The 19,730-nt window shown below is 70.4% G+C and carries 19 protein-coding genes and 1 pseudogene; 9 read left to right on the forward strand and 11 right to left on the reverse strand.

The window, feature by feature from the left end:
• Positions 1 to 292 (forward strand): nicotinate-nucleotide diphosphorylase (locus VP06_RS21540; RefSeq protein WP_048465839.1); only part of this gene is annotated, 292 nt, incomplete at its 5' end.
• A gap of 167 nt (positions 293 to 459) precedes the next feature.
• The gene (locus tag VP06_RS21545) at positions 460 to 2,892 is read left to right on the forward strand and encodes a PAS domain-containing protein (protein WP_156295704.1); all 2,433 of its coding nucleotides are present in this window, start codon (positions 460 to 462) and stop codon (positions 2,890 to 2,892) included.
• A 216-nt stretch (positions 2,893 to 3,108) separates the two neighbouring features.
• Here the strand turns inward: VP06_RS21545 and VP06_RS21550 are convergent, their stop codons facing one another.
• Positions 3,109 to 4,803, reverse strand: a complete 1,695-nt coding sequence (locus tag VP06_RS21550; protein WP_053081974.1) for a methyl-accepting chemotaxis protein — start codon at positions 4,801 to 4,803, stop codon at positions 3,109 to 3,111.
• Between the two features lie 316 nt (positions 4,804 to 5,119).
• On the reverse strand, positions 5,120 to 5,758 hold the full coding sequence (locus VP06_RS21555) for a sigma-70 family RNA polymerase sigma factor (protein WP_245291269.1): 639 nt from the start codon (positions 5,756 to 5,758) through the stop codon (positions 5,120 to 5,122).
• A 299-nt stretch (positions 5,759 to 6,057) separates the two neighbouring features.
• On the opposite strand from VP06_RS21555, the gene VP06_RS21560 reads away from it, so the two are divergent.
• The 6 genes from VP06_RS21560 to VP06_RS21585 all read left to right on the forward strand — a co-directional run bounded on the left by VP06_RS21560 (position 6,058) and on the right by VP06_RS21585 (position 10,326).
• Positions 6,058 to 7,533, forward strand: a complete 1,476-nt coding sequence (locus tag VP06_RS21560; protein WP_048465840.1) for a helix-turn-helix transcriptional regulator — start codon at positions 6,058 to 6,060, stop codon at positions 7,531 to 7,533.
• Between the two features lie 80 nt (positions 7,534 to 7,613).
• The gene (locus tag VP06_RS21565) at positions 7,614 to 7,808 is read left to right on the forward strand and encodes a CsbD family protein (protein ID WP_048465841.1); all 195 of its coding nucleotides are present in this window, start codon (positions 7,614 to 7,616) and stop codon (positions 7,806 to 7,808) included.
• 71 nt (positions 7,809 to 7,879) lie between these two features.
• On the forward strand, positions 7,880 to 8,335 hold the full coding sequence (locus tag VP06_RS21570; RefSeq protein WP_048465842.1) for a CsbD family protein: 456 nt from the start codon (positions 7,880 to 7,882) through the stop codon (positions 8,333 to 8,335).
• Between the two features lie 143 nt (positions 8,336 to 8,478).
• A complete protein-coding gene (locus VP06_RS21575) occupies positions 8,479 to 9,387 on the forward strand; it encodes a hypothetical protein (protein ID WP_048465843.1) in 909 nt (302 codons plus the stop codon).
• A 67-nt stretch (positions 9,388 to 9,454) separates the two neighbouring features.
• Complete coding sequence (locus tag VP06_RS21580) at positions 9,455 to 9,658, forward strand: CsbD family protein (protein ID WP_048465844.1); 204 nt, start codon at positions 9,455 to 9,457, stop codon at positions 9,656 to 9,658.
• Positions 9,659 to 9,921: 263 nt separating this feature from the next.
• Positions 9,922 to 10,326, forward strand: coding sequence for a CsbD family protein (locus tag VP06_RS21585; protein WP_048465845.1), 405 nt, complete (start codon positions 9,922 to 9,924; stop codon positions 10,324 to 10,326).
• Between the two features lie 797 nt (positions 10,327 to 11,123).
• Here VP06_RS21585 and recA read toward each other — a convergent pair.
• The 9 genes from recA to flgB form a co-directional block, all read right to left on the reverse strand.
• Positions 11,124 to 12,215: a recombinase RecA gene (recA, locus tag VP06_RS21590; RefSeq protein ID WP_048465846.1), complete on the reverse strand. Its 1,092-nt coding sequence runs from the start codon at positions 12,213 to 12,215 to the stop codon at positions 11,124 to 11,126.
• A 55-nt stretch (positions 12,216 to 12,270) separates the two neighbouring features.
• A complete protein-coding gene (locus VP06_RS36545; protein ID WP_156295705.1) occupies positions 12,271 to 12,522 on the reverse strand; it encodes a PIN domain-containing protein in 252 nt (83 codons plus the stop codon).
• Positions 12,519 to 15,113, reverse strand: a complete 2,595-nt coding sequence (gene cckA, locus VP06_RS21595) for a cell cycle histidine kinase CckA (protein ID WP_048465847.1) — start codon at positions 15,111 to 15,113, stop codon at positions 12,519 to 12,521. The genes VP06_RS36545 and cckA overlap by 4 nt, the downstream gene beginning before the upstream one ends.
• 146 nt (positions 15,114 to 15,259) lie before the next feature.
• Positions 15,260 to 16,324 carry a flagellar biosynthesis protein FlhB gene (gene flhB, locus VP06_RS21600; RefSeq protein ID WP_048465848.1) on the reverse strand — a complete coding sequence of 355 codons (1,065 nt, stop codon included), beginning with the start codon at positions 16,322 to 16,324 and terminating at the stop codon, positions 15,260 to 15,262.
• 4 nt (positions 16,325 to 16,328) lie between these two features.
• A complete protein-coding gene (gene fliR / locus VP06_RS21605) occupies positions 16,329 to 17,102 on the reverse strand; it encodes a flagellar biosynthetic protein FliR (protein ID WP_048465849.1) in 774 nt (257 codons plus the stop codon).
• A gap of 60 nt (positions 17,103 to 17,162) precedes the next feature.
• On the reverse strand, positions 17,163 to 17,429 hold the full coding sequence (gene fliQ / locus VP06_RS21610) for a flagellar biosynthesis protein FliQ (RefSeq protein WP_048465850.1): 267 nt from the start codon (positions 17,427 to 17,429) through the stop codon (positions 17,163 to 17,165).
• 17 nt (positions 17,430 to 17,446) lie between these two features.
• Positions 17,447 to 17,758, reverse strand: a complete 312-nt coding sequence (fliE, locus tag VP06_RS21615) for a flagellar hook-basal body complex protein FliE (RefSeq protein ID WP_048465851.1) — start codon at positions 17,756 to 17,758, stop codon at positions 17,447 to 17,449.
• 2 nt (positions 17,759 to 17,760) lie between these two features.
• Positions 17,761 to 18,171 carry a flagellar basal body rod protein FlgC gene (gene flgC, locus VP06_RS21620; RefSeq protein WP_048465852.1) on the reverse strand — a complete coding sequence of 137 codons (411 nt, stop codon included), beginning with the start codon at positions 18,169 to 18,171 and terminating at the stop codon, positions 17,761 to 17,763.
• Positions 18,172 to 18,257: 86 nt separating this feature from the next.
• Positions 18,258 to 18,662: a flagellar basal body rod protein FlgB gene (gene flgB / locus VP06_RS21625; protein ID WP_048465853.1), complete on the reverse strand. Its 405-nt coding sequence runs from the start codon at positions 18,660 to 18,662 to the stop codon at positions 18,258 to 18,260.
• 219 nt (positions 18,663 to 18,881) lie between these two features.
• On the opposite strand from flgB, the pseudogene VP06_RS21630 reads away from it, so the two are divergent.
• Positions 18,882 to 19,730, forward strand: a pseudogene (locus VP06_RS21630) (hypothetical protein); the annotation flags it as partial.

Genomic DNA, 19,730 nt, shown 5'->3' on the forward strand with positions numbered 1-19,730 from the left:
CGCCCGCGCGGGCGTCGGGCATCTGGTGAAGATCGAGGTCGAGGTCGATACCCTCGCGCAGCTCGAGGAGGCGCTGGAGGTCGGGGCCGATGCCGTGCTCCTCGACAACATGACCCCCGAGACCCTGCGCCGCGCAGTGGCGATGATCGACGGGCGGGCGGTCAGCGAGGCGTCGGGCCGGATCAGCCGCGAGACCGTCGGTGCCGTGGCGGCCTCGGGGGTCGACCTGATCTCGACCGGCTGGATCACCCACAGCGCCCCCATCGTCGATCTCGGCCTCGACGTGGCCTGACGCGAGGGACTTGACCGTTCCGGCTCGCAGCCCCCTTGCGAGCCGGCGGCGTCCCGCGCGCTTTGCCGCGGTGGAAAGAGAATCGTGCGCGAGCGGGCCGGGCTGTGATAGGTCCCGCTCCGGGCGGCCGACACCGCCGGAGGGCGCGCGAGGGAGCGACGGGACCCGTGACTGACCGCCGCGAAAGCGACCGCATCGACGCCGAGATCGGTCGCTCCAGCCCGAGCCACGACCCCTTCGCCGCCGCCGTGCGGGCGACACGGATGCCGATGCTGATCACCGATCCGCACCGGCCCGACAACCCGATCGTCTTCGCCAATGCCGCCTTCAGCAAGCTGACCGGCTATGCCCGCGACGAGGTCCTGGGCCAGAATTGCCGCTTCCTCCAGGGGCCGGCGACCGACCGCGCCGACGTGGAGAAGATCCGCGACGCGATCGAACGCCGCGTGGCGATCGAGATCGACCTCCTCAACCACAAGAAGAACGGCGAGACATTCTGGAACCGGCTGCTGATCTCGCCGGTCTTCGACGCGGACGGCGCACTGACCTACTTCTTCGCGTCGCAGTTCGACGTCACGCCGGAGCGCGAACGGCTGCGCGATCTCGGCGAGGCCCTGCGCCGGCGCGAGCAGATGCTGGACGCCCTGGTGCGCTCCTCGTCCGAGGTCCGCTACCGGACCAGCGCCGACTGGAGCCGGCTCTACCAGCTCTCCGGCGGCGACTTCATGGCCGACACGACCTCCCCCCGCACCGACTGGATCGAGACCTATATCCCGCCGGAGGACCGGCCGGCATTGCGGGCCGAGATCGCGCGCGCGATTCGCACCAAGACGTCCTACAGCCTCGAGCACCGGGTCCACCTCGCCGACGGGTCGGTCGGCTGGGCCTCGTCCCGGGCGGTGCCGGTGCTCGACGAGCACGGCCGGATCACCGAGTGGTACGGCGCCGCCACCAACATCACCGCGCGCAAGCGGGCCGAGGCCGCCTCGCGCGACCTGAACCTGTCGCTCGGCCGGCAGGTGGCCGACCGCACGGCGGAGCTGCGCCTCTACGGCGACATCGTCCAGTCGAGCGCCGTGCCGATCTGCGCCTTCGACACCGAGTACCGGCTGATCGCCTTCAACCAGGCCCATAGCGACGCATTCTACCGGATCTTCGGCCGCCGGGTACGGATCGGCGAGGTGTTTCCCGACCTGTTCCCGCCGGACCAGGCCCCGGTGATGCGACGCTTCATGGCCCGGGCGCTGGCCGGCGAATGCGACACGGTGACCGCGGAATTCGGCGATCCGGCCCTGGCGATGCCCACCTGGGAGGTCTCCTACTCGCCGCTGCGCGACGCGGAGGGCCGGGTGATCGGCGCGTTCCACTTCGCCAAGGACATCTCCGACCGGGTGCGGGCCGAGACCGAGCTGGCGGCGACGCAGGAGGCGCTTCGGCAAGCTCAGAAGATGGAGGCGGTGGGCCAGCTCACCGGGGGCCTCGCCCACGACTTCAACAACCTGCTCGCCGGCATCTCGGGCTCGCTCGAACTGATGCAGACGCGGCTGGCCCAGGGCCGCTTCAAGGACGTCGAGCGCTACATGGCGGCGGCGCAGGGCGCGGCGAAGCGCGCCGCGGCGCTGACCCACCGGCTGCTGGCGTTCTCGCGCCGGCAGACGCTCGATCCCCGGCCCACCGACGTGGACCGGCTTGCGCGGGGGATGCAGGAGCTGATCCAGCGGACCGTGGGCCCGGGCATCGCCCTCGAGGTGGTTGCGGCTCCGGACGCCTGGCCGGCCCTGGTCGATCCGTCCCAGCTCGAGAACGCCCTGCTCAACCTCTGCCTCAACGCCCGCGACGCGATGCCCGACGGAGGGCGCATCGTCGTCGCAACCGCCAACCGGACCATCGACGCCCGGACCGCCCGCCGGCACGACATGCCGGAAGGGGAATATGTGCGCCTGCGCGTGACCGATACCGGGACCGGCATGGCACCCGACGTGATCGCCCGGGTGTTCGAGCCGTTCTTCACGACAAAGCCGATCGGCGAGGGGACGGGCCTCGGCCTGTCGATGATCTACGGCTTTGCGCAGCAATCCGGCGGGCAGGTGCGGATCACCTCCGAGGTCGGCCGCGGCACCACTGTCAGCCTCTACCTGCCGCGCCATGCCGGCGCGGTGCCGGGCGAGGCCGAGACCGGGACGCCCCCGCCGCTGCCGCGCTCCGCGGGCGGCGAGACCGTGCTGGTGGTCGACGACGAGCCGACCGTCCGCATGCTCGTCACCGACATCCTGGAGGACCTCGGCTACTCGGCGATCGAAGCCGGTGACAGCGCGGCGGGCTTGCGCGTGCTGCGCTCCGACGTGCGGATCGACCTTCTGGTCACCGATATCGGTCTGCCCGGCGGCATGAACGGCCGCCAGATGGCCGAGGCGGCCCGGGAGACCCGGCCGGACCTCAAGGTGCTGCTGATCACCGGCTATGCCGAGACCGCCATCCTGGGCAACGGCAGCGTGAGCCCCGGCATGGCAGTGCTGACCAAGCCCTTCTCGATCGAGACGATGGCCGCCCGCATCCGCTCGATCATCGAGGCGGGCCGGGAGCGCGAGCGGCGTCCGTAGACTCGTGGATGGAGATCCGGCGGTCCGTCGAGCCGGCACGCTCGACCGTCATCGCATTCCCGTCGGGTCGCGGCGCCCGACCGGCGGCGCGCTCGCATGCCGGTCTCGCTCTCGGTCCCGGATTGTGCCGGATTGTGCCGGATTGTGCCGGATTGTCTGCGGCGCGCCGGTGAACACGTCGCCGCATGATGCTGAGGCCGTCGGTCCAACAGCCCCTCAGGCCGCCCGGACCGTATCCAGGAACCGGTGCACTTCCGCCGTCAGGTTCTCGGATTGGCGCGACAGGGTGGAGGCCGCGTCCAGCACCTTGGCGGCGGCGGCCCCCGTCTCCTCCGCGGCCCCGGCCACGCCGGCGACGTTCGCGGTCACCGCGTCGGTGCCGGCCGCGGCCTGGGAGACGTTGCGGACGATCTCCTGGGTCGCCGCACCCTGCTCCTCCACCGCCGCCGCGATGCTCGTCGCCACGGTCGAAATCTCGCGGATGCGCCCGGCGATCGCACCGATGGCGCCCACCGCCTGCTCGGTCGAACCCTGGATGCGTCCGATCTGGGCGGTGATCTCGTCGGTCGCCCGGGCGGTCTGGCCGGCGAGTTCCTTCACTTCCGCCGCCACCACGGCGAAGCCGCGGCCGGCCGCACCGGCGCGGGCCGCCTCGATCGTGGCGTTGAGCGCCAGCAGGTTGGTCTGGGCGGCGATCGACGAGATCAGCCCGACCACGTCGCCGATGCGGGCGACCGCGTTGCTCAGCTCCTGCACCAGGGCGCCGCTCCGATCGGCCTCGGTCACGGCGGCACGGGCGAGCGCGGCCGAACCGTCCACCTGCCGGCCGATCTCGCCCACCGAGGCGCCCAGCTCCTCGGCGGCAGCCGCCACCGCACCGACATTCCCCGACGCCTCGCCGGCGGCGGCCGCGGCCGTCGCCGAGCGGCCAGCGGTCTCGCTGGCGGCGGCCGTCATGGTCCAGGCGGTCGCCTGCAAGGCGCCGGCCGAGGACGCGACCTCTCCGACGATGCCGCCGACCGCCCGCTCGAACGCCGCCGCCATCTGGCGCATGCCCGCCCGGCGCTGCTCCTCGGTCGAGGCCCGCGCCTGGGCGGCTTCCTCCTCCAATGCGTGGCTGCGGATCAGGCTGTCCTTGAACACCTGGACCGCCCGGGCCATCCGGCCGATCTCGTCACGCCTCTGCGTGCCGGAGACCGCCACCGCGGTCTCGCCGGCGGCGAGCCGCTCCATCATGCGAGCCATCGCGACGACCGGGCCGGCGACGCCGCGTTGCAGGATCAACCAGGCGAGGACGAGCGCGACCGTACAGGCGGCAGCGGCCGCGGCGATCGTGGTGACCCGGGCCTCGTCCCCGGCCGCCAACGCTGTGTCGCTTGCCCGGCGCATCATGCTCTCGGCCCCGGCCTCGATCTCGCCGAGGACCTGACGGGCTGCATTCAGCGCGGGGTCAACGCGCTCGCGGCCGACCCGCAAGGCCTGGTCCTGCTGGCTGCCGAAGGTCTTGGTGATCAAGTCGTCCGTCGCCTCGAACGCTTCCCCGAACCGCGCGAGAACCTGGCCGGCGCCGGCCGTCGCCTCTGGCATCAGCGCCTTGAGCCGATCGAGCCGGCCCGGCAGCGCCGCGGCGATCGCCTTGGTCTCCTTTTCCAGGGCGTCGAGCTCGGACATCGAACTCTCGGACACGATGCGGTTGACCACCGCACCGTAGCGCATCAGCTCGAGCCGCACCTCGGAGGCTGCCCGGCTCGCCGCCACGTCGCGGTTGAGGACGTCCTGATAGGTCTGAGCGATGAGGCTCATCCGCGACAGGGCAAAGCCACAGAGGCCCGCCAGCATGACCAGGAGCAAGCCGACCGGAATCGCCGCCTTGGCGAAAATTCGCATGTTGCCGAGGGTCGAACGGGACACGATGCCGCTCCGGTGGCGCAGACCACCGCCACCATGATGCGGTCGCGTTGATACAGGATTAATATCCCGTTGGCTCGTCCACGCCGGCGCGACGCCCCGGCCCAGAATGCGACTCGTCGCGGTGCGACGTCAGCCCTCCCGGTCGGCCACGCGCAGCGATTGCCTGAGCCCGGGATGGGACCTTCGCGACGAACCGGGCACGGACGGGGGAACCATGCCGTGCCCGGTCCGCGACCGTCCCGGACGCCTCGGGGGATAGCGCCGGAACGATGGGGGACGCCCTGTCGGGCAAAACGAGTGAGCGGGCGAACGCCATTCAGGCGGTGCCAGACGGGGTCGGACTGCCCCTGTCCAGATCCTGCCCGAGCCGGTCGCGGGCCCGGCTGACGCGGCTCTTCACCGTGCCGGCCGGGCAGCCGATGATGGCGGCGGCGGCCTCGTAGGACAGCCCTTCCACGGCCACGAGGAGCAGCGCCTCGCGCTGCGCCGGCTCGAGCCGGTCGAGGGCGCCCTGGACGTCGCGCAGGGATGCCCGGTGCTCCTGCTCGGCGGCGCTTGCCAGGGTGGCGGCGTGGGCCCCGTCGGGGTCCGCCACTTCGAGCCGGTACTTGCGGCGCCCGTTGAAGAAGCTGTTGCGCAGGATCGCGAACAGCCAGGCCGGCAGGCTGGTGCCGGGGGAGAACTGGCGCCGGTGCTCCCAGGCTTTGAGCAGGGTGTGCTGGACCAGATCGTCGGCATCGGCTCCGTGGTGGGTCAAGGACAGCGCGTATCGGCGCAGGCGCGGCACCGCATCGAGAAGCCCGGCTCCGAATGACGCAACATCACCGGCCGCCTGCGCCGCCGCGAGAGCCTGCGTCAGGCGCGCCAGCATCTGGCCGAGACGCGAGCCGGGATCGAGCACGACGATCTCGGGAAAGTAATCCCGCAGCAGCCCGCCGAGATGCGACGGAATCACGGCTAAGCCTGCCTCCGATGCGGCAATCCTTGCCTGCCCCTCATGATCTGTCTGCACGGAAAAAAGCCCGTCAACCATCTGCATATCGAACTAGACCGGGCGTTCCAGCGGATTAGTCCCGTGGGGAAGCGCGGCGGTGCGGTGGTGGTCGGACTTATTTCTGATCGCTGCCAATTACGTCAATGATACGATTCTACCGGTGAATCTCGCTGACCCGCGGGAACCCGTTAGCGCGCGATCCGTTTGTGCTCCGCTGCCCGAGAGGCAGCGGCGACGAGCATGAAGGGACGAAGCGAGCCGTGACCGCAGGCGTCGACAGGCATGAACTCCGGCAGATCATCGCCGGCCTCAGCGAGGGCGTGATCCTGGTCGAGCCCGACCAGACCATCGCCTACGCCAACGAGGCCGCGCTGGCGATGCACGGCGCCGAGAGCCTGGACGAGATCGGCCCGACGGTCGACGCGTACCGGGAGCGCTTCGCCCTGCGCTACCGCAACAACCGGACGCCGGAGAACTACCCGATCGAGCGGGTCGTCGCCGGGGAGCGCTTCCACGACGTCGTGGTCGAGGTGACGCGCACCGACAAGCCGGAAGTCGGCTTCGTCCATTCCCTGCGCAGCCTCGTCGCCACCGACCGGGAGGGCAAGCCGAGCTGCCTGGCGCTGATCCTCAAGGACGTGTCGGACCAGTTCGAGGCCGAGGAGCGCTTCGAGCGCACCTTCAACGCCAATCCGGCGCCCGCCGTCATCACGCGGCTCTCCGACCTGCGCCACGTCAAGGTCAATGCCGGCTTTCTGGAAATGACCGGCTACACCCGCGACGCCGTGATCGGCCGCAGCGTCTACGAGGTCGACGTGCTGGCCAATGCCCGCCACCGCGACCTCGCGGTCTCTCGGCTCAACGAAGGCGGCACGATCCCCCAGATGGAGGCGCGCCTGGAACTGCCCGAGGGCGGTGGCCGCTTCGTGATCGTGGCCGGCCAGCCGATCGAGATGGGCGACGAGCCCTGCATGCTGTTCACCTTCGCCGACCTGGAGCTGCGCCGGAAGGCCGAGACGGCGTTGCGCCAGAGCGAGGAGCGCTTCGCCAAGGCGTTCCGCCTGACCCCCGTCCCGACGCTGCTCGCCCGCGCCGAGGATTTCCAGGTGACCAGCATCAACGAGGCTTTCGGCCGGGTCTTCGGCTTCAGCGAGGACCGGGTGGTCGGCCGCGCCCCGGCAGAGTTCGGGCTGTGGGTCTCGGCCGAGCAGCGCCGGCGCTTCGAGGAGGGGCTGGCGCGCACCGGCTATGGGCTCGGGCTGGAAGTGTGCCTGCGCCACGAGAGCGGCGCCGACCTCGACTGCCTGGTCTCGGCCGAGCGGGTGAGCATCGGCGAGGCCGAGTTCGTGCTGATGGTCCTCCAGGACATCACCGAGCGCAAGCACACCGAGCGCGAGCTGTTCGACGCGATCGAGACGGTGATGGCCGACACGTCCTGGTTCAGCCGCGGGCTGATCGAGAAGCTGGCCAACCTACGCCGGCCGGGCCGCGAGACGCCGGACGACGCCGTGCCGGACCTGACCCTTCGCGAGCGGCAGATCCTGAACCTGATCTGCACCGGGCTCGATGACGACGGCATTGCCCGCAAGCTCGGCCTGTCGCGCAACACCGTGCGCAACCACGGCGCCGCGCTCTACCGCAAGCTCGGCGTACACCGCCGCACCGAGGTCATCCTGTGGGGCCGCGAGCATGGTTTCCCGCTTCGGGCCTCTGGCAACGAAAGTTCAGGACACTAGTAATTTTCTACCATTGACGGCGCGCGAGGCAGCCACATCTAAATGTCTGTCGGAGTTCTCTCAGTCTCGACGAGGTGCTCATGACCGAAAGCGCGCCAAAGACTTTCACCGACGCAACTTGCACCGAGCAAGTCAAGGGTTCGGTGAAGGAGGCCATCGGCAAGCTCACCGGCGATGTCCGGGTCGAGGCCGAGGGCCGGCGTCAGAAGGGCAAGGCCCATCCCGCGCGGGGCCCGATCGGGTCGCCGCGCGGGGACGGACCGTACCGGGACTGACGACACCCGCCATCCGGCGCCCCGCGCGAGGGCGCCGTGCCACCCACCACACCACCCGAAGGAGACTTCCCATGATCGACACGGATCGCATCACCGGCGCCACCCGCGAACTCGGCGGCAAGATCCAGGGCGCGGTCGGCGACCTGACCGGCTCGCACCGTGACTCGGCCGAGGGCCGGTTCCGCGAGGCGCAGGGCGCGGCGGAGAACGCCTATGGCCAGGCCAAGGACGGCGTCCGCCATGCCTCGGACCGGGCCCAGGACTATGCCGGCCAAGCCGCCGACCGGGTTCGGGACTACGCGGACCGCGCCACCGGCCGGGCGGAGGAGTTCGCCGACCAGGCACGGGATGTCGCCGACGACGCGCGGGGCTACGCCGAGGACGCCTATGAGCGCGGCAGCCGCTCCCTGCGCCAGGGCGCCCGGCAGGTCGGCCATCAGGTCGCCGAGTACCCGGTCGCCTCGCTGGTGATCGCCGGCCTCGTGGGCTTCGGCCTCGGCCTCCTGGTCAACGCCAATCGCGACTGATTCCCCGGCCGCCCGGCCCTGGCCCCGGTCCCGGCGTGGGAGAGCGCCCGGGGCCGGGACCAACCGACACCCCCATTGGCCGCCCATCCAGGTCCGCCCACCCTTGCCCGCACATCCTTGCCTGAACGACCCGGAGTAACGACGTGACCATCCAGACCCCGGTTTCACCCCTGACAACGACGCAAGCCGACACCCGCGCGGTCCTGCTCAACCAGGTCTCCTGGGGCGCCATCTTCGCCGGCGCCGTGACCGCCCTGGTGACGCAGGTGATCCTCAACCTCGTCGGCGTCGGCGTCGGCCTGTCCTCGGTCGGCGTGAACGCTGCCGACAACCCGGCTGCCTCGACTGTCTCGATGGGGGCGGGCCTGTGGTTCGTGATCTCGGGCATCGTCGCGTCGCTGGCCGGCGGCGCCATCGCGGGCCGGCTGTCCGGCAAGCCGCTGCCGGGGGCGGCTGCCCTGCACGGCCTCGTCTCCTGGGCGGTGACGACCCTGGTGGTGATCTATCTCGTGACCTCGGCGGCGAGCGGCCTCGTCGGCGGCACGCTCAGCACGGTCTCGGGCGCGCTCGGCGGCGCCGGCAACCTCGTCGGCGGCACGATCCAGACCGCCGCCCAGGCCGCGGCCCCATCCCTGTCGAAGATCCAGAACCCCCTCGACGGCATCGAGGACAAGGTCCGCCAGCAGGCTGCCGGCCAGGACCCGCAGGCCGCCCGCGACGCCGCCGTGGCCGCCGTGCGCGCGGTGCTGACCGGCGATGCGTCCCAGACGGAGCAGGCCAAGACCCGCGCCGCCGACGCGCTGGCCAAGGCCCAGGGCATCTCGCCCGACCAGGCCAAGGCGCAGATCGACGACTACCAGAAGCAGTACGAGCAGGCGGTCGCCACCGCCAAGCAGAAGGCCGAGGCCGCGACCGTCGCCGCCAAGTCGGCCGCCACGCAGGGCGCCTTCTACGCCGCCATCGCGCTGCTGCTCGGCGCCGCTGCGGCATTCTTCGGTGGCCGCCTGGGCGCCCCGGCGCTGGTGACCGCCTACGACACCCGCCGCGTCTGATCCCTGACCGGCTCCCGCCATGGCGGGAGCCCTCCCCTTCCCCTTTCGAAGCCAAGGAGACTGTCCGATGAGCAGCACCACCGACAAGATCAAGGGCCTGGCCAACGAGGCCGTCGGCAACGTCAAGCAGGGCATCGGCAAGGTCACGGGCGACGACCATCTGGTTGCCGAGGGCAAGGCCCAGGAGCTGAAGGGCGAGGCCCAGCGCACGGTCGGCGAGGTCAAGGACGGCGTGAAGAACGCCGCCGACAGCGTGCTCGGCCGCAAGTAATATCAACGGTCGTTAAAAACGACCTTTGATGCTGTTCGCGAATTTTTGCCAAGCCCAAAATCCCTGACATCTGGGCTTGGCATCGAAAATTCGAGATGGAGCAACGGCCGCGTCGATCTCGGGCCTGCCCGAGATCGAATCGATGCGTCAGCATCTTCAGCCGTTGGTATGACGCCGCGCCCTTGTCCATCAGGGCGGCGGGATCGTTCCGCCGCCCCACACGTTCCGGGTTTTCCGCAACCCCCGATACTCAGGAGGACAGCATGAACCGCGACCAGTTCAACGGCGCGTCCCGTCACCTGAAGGGCCGCGCCCAGACTGCCCTCGGCGGCCTCACCGGCGACCCCGTCCGTCAGGTCCGTGGCGCCGCGAACCAGGTGGCCGGCGGCGCGCAATACGCCTATGGCCGCGCCCGCGACCGGGCGGATGACCTCGTCGAGGACGGCCGCCATCTCGCCCGGGAGGTGCGCGAGCGCGCCGGGGAGATCGGGCACACGGCGCGCGAGCGGGCGGAGGATGTCGCCGACGCCGCCCGCGCGGCCCGTCGCCGCGGAGAGGCCTATGGCCAGCGCGCCGTGCGTTACGCCGAAGGCCATCGCACCAACACGCTGATCGGCATCGCCGTCCTCGCCTTCGCGGCGGGCTGGCTCGTGCGCCAATCACGCTGACACTCACCCCATCCACCTGAAGGGAGACCCCGCCATGTTGCGCAAGTTCGTCACGCTCTTCGTCCTGCCGAAGCTGATCGCCTATCTCAGCCGGCGCGGCTCCCGTTCCCGGCCCGGCCGGACGTATTGATCTGACCGATCGCAGCGGTGTCACCGATGGGGATTCTCTCGTCGCTGGGTCGATGCGAGCGACACCAGCACTGTCCAACGAGAATCCCTGGACGGTCGGGCGCGGGATAACCTTTCCCAGGCGGAATGATCACGCGCTCTTTGCTGCTGCACCAAGGTACACGATGAAGCAGGTCGTGCGGCATGGAAGCGAAAACCGCTGGGCAAGAACCCTCTCTCCTCCGCGCGGCCTCGGCTTGTCCCATCGGCCCAAGATGCTGACGCATCGGGCCGATGAACCATCTCATAGCAACGGTCGTTGAAACCGACGTTTGGTGCCATTCTCGAACTGTCGTCAAGCCCAAGGTCCCGGACATCTGGGCTTGACATCGACTCTACGATTTTTCGACGTCCTGGGCGAGGAGGCGATGGGTTACGCCCCTCAGACAATCCTTCTCCGACAACCGTTCCCTTTCTCGAAGCACGTGGCTTCGGCCGTGCAAGCCGAGAAAAAGATTGGGCAACTTCGCATTGGTCGGAGATGAAAATCCTTAAGCTGGATCAACGGAAGCCAGCCGGGAGAGGCGAGGCCCGCGCTTCTTCTTCTACCGTGTCGCCTTGCGAAAGAGACAGGGGGCCGCCGCGCTCGTCGCGCGGCGGCCCCCTGTCTCTCGATGTGATCCTGCGGATCAGGCCGATCCCTCGTCGAGGTCGTCCGCCGTCGGCGTGGCGTTCTCCAGGATCTTATCGGCGACGAGGCCCGAATTCTGCCGGATCGACGCCTCGATCTTGTTGGCGATATCGGGGTTGTCGCGCAGGAAGCCCTTCGAGTTCTCGCGGCCCTGGCCGAGGCGCTGACTGTCGTAGGAGAACCAGGCGCCCGACTTCTCGACGATGCCGGCCTTGACGCCGAGGTCGATCAGCTCGCCGACCTTCGACACGCCCTCGCCGAACATGATGTCGAACTCGACCTGCTTGAACGGCGGCGCCACCTTGTTCTTGACCACCTTGACCCGGACGCTGTTGCCGATCGGCTGGTCGCGGTCCTTGAGGGTCGAGATGCGGCGGATGTCGAGGCGGACCGAGGCGTAGAACTTCAGCGCGTTGCCGCCCGTGGTGGTCTCGGGGCTGCCATACATGACGCCGATCTTCATCCGGATCTGGTTGATGAAGATGACCATGCAGTTCGAGCGCGAGATCGAGCCGGTGAGCTTGCGCAGGGCCTGGCTCATCAGGCGGGCCTGGAGGCCCGGCTGCTGGTCGCCCATCTCGCCCTCGATCTCGGCCCGCGGGGTGAGGGCCGCCACCGAATCGACCACCAGCACGTCGATGGCGCCGGAGCGCACCAGGGTGTCGGTGATCTCCAATGCCTGCTCGCCGGTATCGGGCTGCGAGATCAGCAGGTCGTCGAGGTTGACGCCGAGCTTGCGGGCATAGACCGGGTCGAGGGCGTGCTCGGCATCCACGAAGGCGCAGACGCCGCCTTTCTTCTGGGCCTCGGCGATGGTGTGGAGCGCGAGCGTGGTCTTGCCGGAGGATTCCGGCCCGTAGATCTCGATCACCCGCCCGCGCGGCAGGCCGCCGACACCGAGGGCGATATCGAGGCCGAGCGACCCGGTCGAGATGACCTCGACCTCCTGCACCTTGTCGCCCTTGCCGAGCCGCATGATCGAGCCCTTGCCGAAGGCGCGCTCGATCTGGGCGAGGGCGGCGTCGATCGCCTTCGACTTGTCTTTGTCCATGGTCGGGTTTTCCACCAGTCGCATCTGGGGCTGAGCCATCTCGGCGGGTCCTTATGGCAGGAGGGGCGGCAAGTCTCAATCGCGCGGCCGGGTTTTATGTACTTGTTTTGTTCTCATCCGGCAAGGGCAGAAGCGACGTTTGCCGGGGATTGTCGGGAGATCGGGCACCGTCGAGGGCGCGGCGCAGGTTGGCGGTCGACCAGGACGGCCAGCCCGTCCCGGCGACGTCGCGGTCGCGGCTCCAGGTGTCGGCATCGAGCAGCCAGGCACAGGCGAGGACGTGCGCGTCGGAGGTCGAGCCGTTGCGGGATGCGACGGCGTCGGAGGGGGGTCTTGCCCTCTTCACCCCGCCATCGTGGTCTTCACCGTCTCGACAAGCTGCTTCAGGCTGAAGGGCTTGGGCAGGAAGTTGAATTCTTCGCCATCGGGCAGGTTCTTGCGGAAGGCGTCCTCGGCGTAGCCGGAGACGAAGATCACCTTGAGGGCCGGGTGGGCCTTGCGCAACTCGCGCAGCAGGGTCGGGCCGTCCATCTCGGGCATCACCACGTCGGAGACGACGAGATCGACCGAAACCTCCCGGCGCTCCATGATCTGGAGCGCCTCGAGGCCCGAGGCGGCCTCGAGCACGGTGTAGCCGCGGGCGGTCAGCGCCCGGGCATTGACGGCGCGGACCGGGTCCTCGTCCTCGACGAGCAGGATCGTGCCGCGGCCGGTGAGGTCGCGGGCTGGCGCCTTCGGGGCCTCGGCAGCGGCGGCGGCCGGAGCGGCGCCCGGCGCCGGCAGGACGGCCTCGGCCGGCGTCTCGGCGGTGTCCGCCTCCGGCACCGGCACGTGGCGCGGCAGGTAGATGGCGAAGACCGTGCCCTGGCCGACGGTCGAGCGCACGTCGATGTATCCGCCGGATTGCTTGACGATGCCGAACACCGTCGAGAGGCCGAGGCCCGTGCCCTTGTTGACCTCCTTGGTGGTGAAGAACGGCTCGAAGATTTTTTCCATCACCTCCGGGGTCATGCCGGTGCCGGTGTCGCTGACCTCGATCAGCACGTGGTCGGCTCCCGGCAGGCCGTTGAGGCGCAAGGCGCCGACGGCTTCCGCGGTCATGTTGGCGGTGCGGATCAGCAGGCGCCCGCCCTCCGGCATCGCGTCGCGGGCATTGACCGCGAGGTTCACGATCACCTGCTCGAACTGGTTGACGTCGGCCTTGACCGGCCAGAGGTCGCGGCCGTGCTTGAGGTCGAGTTCGACCCGCTCGCCGAGGAGGCGCTTCAGCAGCAGGGTGAGGTCGGACAGGGCCTCGCCGAGATGGATCACCTCCGGCCGCAGGGTCTGGCGGCGCGAGAAGGCCAGCAGTTGCCGCACCAGGCTCGCGGCCCGGTTGGCGTTCTGCTTGATCTGCATGATGTCCTGGAAGGCGGGATCGGCCGGGCGGTGGCTGGCCAGCAGCAGGTCGGAATAGCCGATGATCGCCTGGAGCACGTTGTTGAAGTCGTGCGCGATGCCGCCGGCGAGCTGGCCGACCATCTCCATCTTCTGGGCCTGGTTGACCTGCTGCTGGAGCTGGTGCTGGGCCGTGGTGTCGAGGGCGTAGAGGATCACCGCGCCTTCCGCGCCGCCCGCGGTGCCGGCGGGACTGAGCCAGATCCGGGCCGAGCGGTTGACCGGCGCCGAGACCCCGATCTCGACCGGCGGCACGTCGCCGCGTCCCTCCGCCGCCGCCCGGGCCGCCGCGTCGACGACGTGGCGATCGCGTTCGACGACGAAGTCGCGCACCGGCGGCCCCGCTTCGTCGCCGTCGCCGGTGCGCGGCAGGGTGCCGAAGAGCCGTGCGAAGGAGGCGTTGGCGCGCACCAGCCGCCCGTCGGCGGCGAGCGTCGCCACCGCGACCGGGCTGGTGTTGAAGAAGCGGTCGAAGCGCAGTTCGGCCGCCTGCTGCGGATCGTCGCTGCTTTCCTCGCCGGCCGACCGGTTGAGGACGAGGGTGCGCGAATCGCCCGGCCGGCCGTCCTGGCCGTAGGCGACGCGGTGATAGAGCCGGGCCGAGAGCGGATGGCCATTGCGCCGGCGCAGATCGAGGTCGAACCGGTCGGTGCGGACCTCGCCGGGCTCGCCCTTGCCGCCGACGAGGACCTGGCCGAGATCGTCGGGCAGGATCTCGGACAGGCGCAAGCCGCCTGAGCCGACCTGCGCCAGGTCGTGGCCGAGCCAGGCCGCGAGCGTCGCGTTCATGTAGACGACCGAGCCCTTCGGATCGACCGCCATGAAGCCCGCCGGCGCGTGGTCGAGGTAGTCGATCGCGTGCTGAAGCTCCTGGAAGACGTTCTCCTGGCGCTCGCGCTCATGGGTGATGTCGGCCACGCTCCACAGGGCCAGGGGCCGCCGCGGCAGGGGCAGCGGCCGCACGCCGATGCGGAACCAGGCGAAATCGCGCTCCGCCGTGCCGCCGGGCGGCGGCGCCATGCGGATCTCCTCCGACAGCGAGCGGCCCTCGCGCGCGGCCTGTGCGAGGCGGTAGACCGCCTCCGACACCTCGGGCGAGCCGACGAAGACCCGCTCGACCGGCCGCAGGTTAGTGAAGGTGTCACTGCCGGCGAGCTTCAGATAGGCGGCGTTGGCGTAGATCGGCCGGCCGCCCTCCTCCATGGCGATCATGCCGTCGGGCGCGGCATCGACCACCGCCTTGGTGACGTCGTTGCGGGTGCCCTGCCCGGTGAGCTGGATCGCCCCGATGGCGAAGGCGAAGAGGCAGAACACGCCCGCCATGGCCAGCAGCGCCAGCAGGCCGAGGATGATCGGCTGCGCCTGCTCGTTGGCGACGAAGCTCAGGCCCACCGCGGCGCCGACGAGGAGGCCGGCAAGCAGCAGGAGCAGGCTGACCCGGCCGGGCCGCTCGGAGCGGTCGAGGGCGGCCTCCGCCGCGGATGAGCTCAACTCCGGCATGTCGCCTCGACACTCCCCAGGGACCGGCGCCGCGTCCGGATCCCGATCCTGTTGCCCGTGAAAGGGCCGTCTCGTCCGTTCCCTAGCAGGCGCGGCGTTTCCTTGGAATGAAGCCGGGGATGAACCCGGTTCGGTCCGGGCGCCGGCTAGCGCCGGCGCCGCAGGCGCATCACGTAGCCGATCACCTCGGCCACGGCGCGGTAATGCTCGGGCGGCACCGCGGCGTCGATCTCGACGGTGGCATGGAGCGCACGGGCCAGCGGCGGGTTCTCGACCACCGGCACGCCGTGCTCGCGCGCCACCTCGCGGATGCGGAAGGCCAGGGCGTCGACGCCCTTGGCGACGCAGACCGGCGCGGCCATCCCGGCCTCGTAGCGGAGCGCCACCGCGTAGTGGGTCGGGTTGGTGACGATCACGCTCGCACCGGGCACCGCCGCCATCATGCGCTTCTTGATCCGCTGCATGCGGATCTGGCGCAGGCGCCCCTTCACCTCGGGATTGCCGTCCTGCTCCTTCAGCTCCTCCTTGAGCTCCTGCTTCGACATGCGCAGGCGCGCCCGCCAGCGGAAGCGCTGGTAGACGGCGTCGCCCAGGGTGACGACGACATAGGAGGCCAGCACCGCGCCCATCAGCCGCAGGCAGAGCGCGAGGGTGCCCTGGAGCACGCCCTGCGGCTCGAGCCGGGCGAAGGTTTCGAGCCGGTCGCGGTCCCCCCACAGGACCATGCCGGCGGCGATGCCGACGAGCAGGATCTTGACCAGGCCCTTGCCGAACTGGAACCACGCCTCCGGGCCGAACAGCCGCTTGAGGCCGGCCATCGGCGAGACCCGGCTGAATTTCGGCGCCAGCGTCTCGGTGGTCCAGACCAGGGGATGCTGGAACAGGCCGCCGACGAGACCCGCCGCCGCCACCGCGCCCATCGGCACCGCCAGGGCAAGGAGGCCGGCGAGGAGCGCCCGGCGGCCGAAGGCGAAGTAGCCGGCGGGATCCGAGGGCACCTCGTGCAGATGGGCGAGCAGGCCGCGCAGGTCGGTCAGCAGGCCGCGGGCGAGGGGCGCGGCGGCGACCATCAGCACCAGCGTGAAGGCGCCGAGCATCAGGAAGGTGTTAACCTCCTGGCTGGTGGCGACGTCGCCCCGCTTGATCGCCTCGTCGAGGCGTCGCTGGGTCGGGTCTTCGGTGCGGTCTTCCTGGTCGGCCTGCTCCGACATCCGCTCACGTCCTCCCGAGATCGGCCAGGAAGCGGCCGAGATCGTCGACGAACACCCCCATGATCACCCCGATCGTCGCCAGGAAGACCAGCATGCCGACCAGGATCGCCGCCGGGGTGGCGACGAAGAACACCTGCATCTGCGGCATCAGGCGCGAGAGCACGCCGAGGCCGAGGTTGAACAGGATGCCGAAGGCGATGAACGGCGCCGAGATCTGCACCGCCAGGGTGAAGCCGCGGGTCACCGCCTGCACCGCGAAGGCGGCGGCGTCGCCGGTGGCCGGCATGCCGACCGGCGGCATCAGGGCATAGGAATCGCGGATGCCGGCGAGCGCCAGGTGATGCAGGTCGGCGGCGAGGACCAGGGTGAGGCCGAGCAGGCTGAGGAAGCTGCCGAGCGTCGCCTGCTGGTTGCCGAGCGAGGGATCGACCGTCATCGCGTAGGAGAGGCCGAGCTGCTGGGCGATGATCGTCCCGGCGGTCTGGAGCGCCGCGATCACGGCCCGCACGCTCAGGCCCAGCACCAGCCCGACCGCGATCTCGCCGACCAGCACGCCGATGAGCGCCGTGCCGGTGCCGCCGGGCTCGGGCCCGGTGCCCCCGGGGAGCAGCGGGCGGGCGACCGGGAACAGCACCAGGGAGAGCAGCAGCGCGAAGGCGAGACGCAGGCGCGGCGTCACCATCGCCTCGCCGACGCCCGGCATCAGCATCACCAGCGTGCCGACCCGCGCGAAGGTGAGGAGATAGGCCGAGGCGAGGCCGGGGAGGAGGAGGTTCACGTCCGGGGCGACTCGGGCGAGCGGGGGATATCGGACTTGTTGGCCGGAATCCGCGCCCGCTCAACCCCCGGCGGCGATGCGGGCGGCGATACGGGTCATGTAGCCGGCCAGCGCATCGCCCATGAAGGGCAGCATCAGCAGCATCGCGGCGAAGACCGCGACAATCTTCGGCACGTAGATCAGGGTCTGTTCCTGGATCTGGGTCAGGGCCTGGAACAGCGACACGACGAGGCCCACGACCAGGGCGACGACCATCAGCGGGCCGGCGACCTTCAGGAAGGTGAGGATGCCGTCGCGCGCGACATCGAGGATGGCGAGGCCGGTCATCGGGCGCCAACGTTTCCTTAAATCTGCATCCGCATGATGTCCTCGTAGGCCGAGATCACCCGGTCGCGCACCGCCACCAGGGTCTGGAGCGCGGTCTCGCTCTCGGCCACCGCCGTGACGACGTCGACGACGTTGGCCTTGCCGGACGCGACCGCCATCGCCTGCCCGTCGGCGCGCTTGCCGGCTTCCGCCACCCCGTCGAGGGCGGAGGACAGGAGCTGGGTGAAGCCGCCCTCTCCCGCGCCGGCCCCGGCAATGCCGGAGGCGGGCGTGCGGCCCATGTTCTGGATCGCCGCGTAGGCGCCGGCGGCAAAGGCGTTGGTGGTCATGGTCAGGCCTTCAGGATGTCGATGGTGCGGGACACCATGCGGTTGGTGAGCGTGACCATGTTGAGGTTCGCCTCGTAGGAGCGCTGGGCCTCGCGCATGTCGACGGTCTCGACGAGAACATTGACGTTGGGCATCCGCACCATGCCGTTGGCGTCGGCGGCGGGGTTGCCGGGATCCTGCTTGGAGCGGAACGGGCTCTGGTCCTTGCGCACCTTGCCGAGATCCACCACCGAGGCGTCGAGCTCGCGGTCGACATGGTTGGTGAAGGTCGGGATCTTGCGCCGGTACGGCTCCGCGTTGGCGCTGGTGGGCGCCGAATCCGCGTTGGCGATGTTCTCCGAGATGACCCGCATCCGGCCCGACTGGACCTTGAGCCCGGACGCCGCGATGCCGATCGCCTTACTGAAATCCATGGAAACCACCTCGGAACGGTGTGAGGGAGGACCGGGAGGACGACGGCTCGCGGCGGGAGCCCGGGCGACGGAGGGTTCGGGGGGACCTATTTGCCGACCGCGATGCGGAGGGTCTGGAGGCTCTTGCGGTAGAGGAGGCTGGCGAGCTGATAGTCGCCCTGGTTGTCGGCGGCCTTCAGCATCTCGTCCTCGAGGCTGACGGCGTTGCCGCTCGGCATCATCTCGAAGCGCGTGCGGGCCCGTTCCTCCGGCGGGGAGGGCTGGCCGGTGCCGGCGAGATGCACGAGGCTGGTGCGTTCCAGGCCGACCCCCGGCAGGCCGGCGGCTGCCAGGGTGCCGTCGGGGCGGAAGCGCGGCGCCTTGAGGTCGTAGGCCCGGAAGCCGGGCGTGTCGGCATTGGCAACGTTCTCCGCCAGGACCTTCTGGCGCGTCTGCTGCCACTGCATGCGGTTGCGCAACATCGCGACGAGGGGGAGATCGGTGACCGACACGGGCGTGCCTTCCGGGTTCTGACCGGCACAATCTGCCTAGCGCATGGTTAAAAGCTGGTTAAGACGAACGTCGTCGCGCATCCCGCCCGGCCCGTCCGCAACGCCGCTCAAAGCTGTTAACGATATGTAAACGTCCCCTGCGCAGGCCCGGCACAGCCGTGCTAGAAGGCTCCCCATCGTCGGCGTGCCCCGCGTGCGCCTCATTTGAGAGACCGCGCTTTGCTCTCCTCGATCCTCGGGACGGACGGTTCGCCCTTGCTCTCCTACCTGATCGTCTTCCTGATCATGGTCGTGCTCCTCAGCCTGTTTGCCTTCGGGGCGAAGCGGTTCGCCCGGGGCCGCCTCAGCCTGGGGGGCAATGGCGGGTCGGGCCGCAGCCGGCAGCCGCGGCTCGGCATCGTCGACATCTACGAGCTGGACCGGCAGCGCCAGCTCATCCTGTTGCGCCGGGACAACACCGAGCACCTGCTGCTGGTCGGCGGTCCGAACGACGTGGTGGTCGAGCGCAACATCGTGCGGACCGGCACCACCCGGGTGGCGGCGGAACTGACCGACCGGTCGGAGCCCGACGGCCCCGAGGCCCCGCTCCCCCTGCCGGCGAGCACCGAGCCGGCGCCGCTCCCGCCGCCGTTTCCCGAGCCTGAACTGCCGCGGCCGCCAGAGCCGGAGCGGATGGCCGCCTTCGCGCCGCTGCCGCAGCAGGACGGCGCCGCCCCGGATCTGCCGCCCGAGCCGGCCCGGTCGACCTCGCGCTTCAACGCCTCGCGCCGGGTCGAGCCGCCGAGCCTGCGCCCCCGCCAGACGCCTCCGCCCCTGGAGCGCCCGGTCTTCGAGGCGCCGCCCGCCGAGGCGCCTCCCTTCATCGCGCCCGTGCCGCCGGTCGTGCCGGCCGCCCCACCGATGCCGCAGCCGGTGCTGCCGCCGGAGCCGGCCCCCGCGCCGGCCGGCACGCGCAGCGGAGAGCCGCGCACCGTGGATGCGGCGATCCTCAACGACATGGCCCGCCAGCTCGAAGAGGCGCTGCGACGGCCGTCCTCGGCGGTCGCGCCGGCCCGCCCCGCCACCGCC

Origin of the sequence: Methylobacterium aquaticum (genome assembly GCF_001043915.1) — a bacterium.
Lineage (GTDB): Bacteria > Pseudomonadota > Alphaproteobacteria > Rhizobiales > Beijerinckiaceae > Methylobacterium > Methylobacterium aquaticum.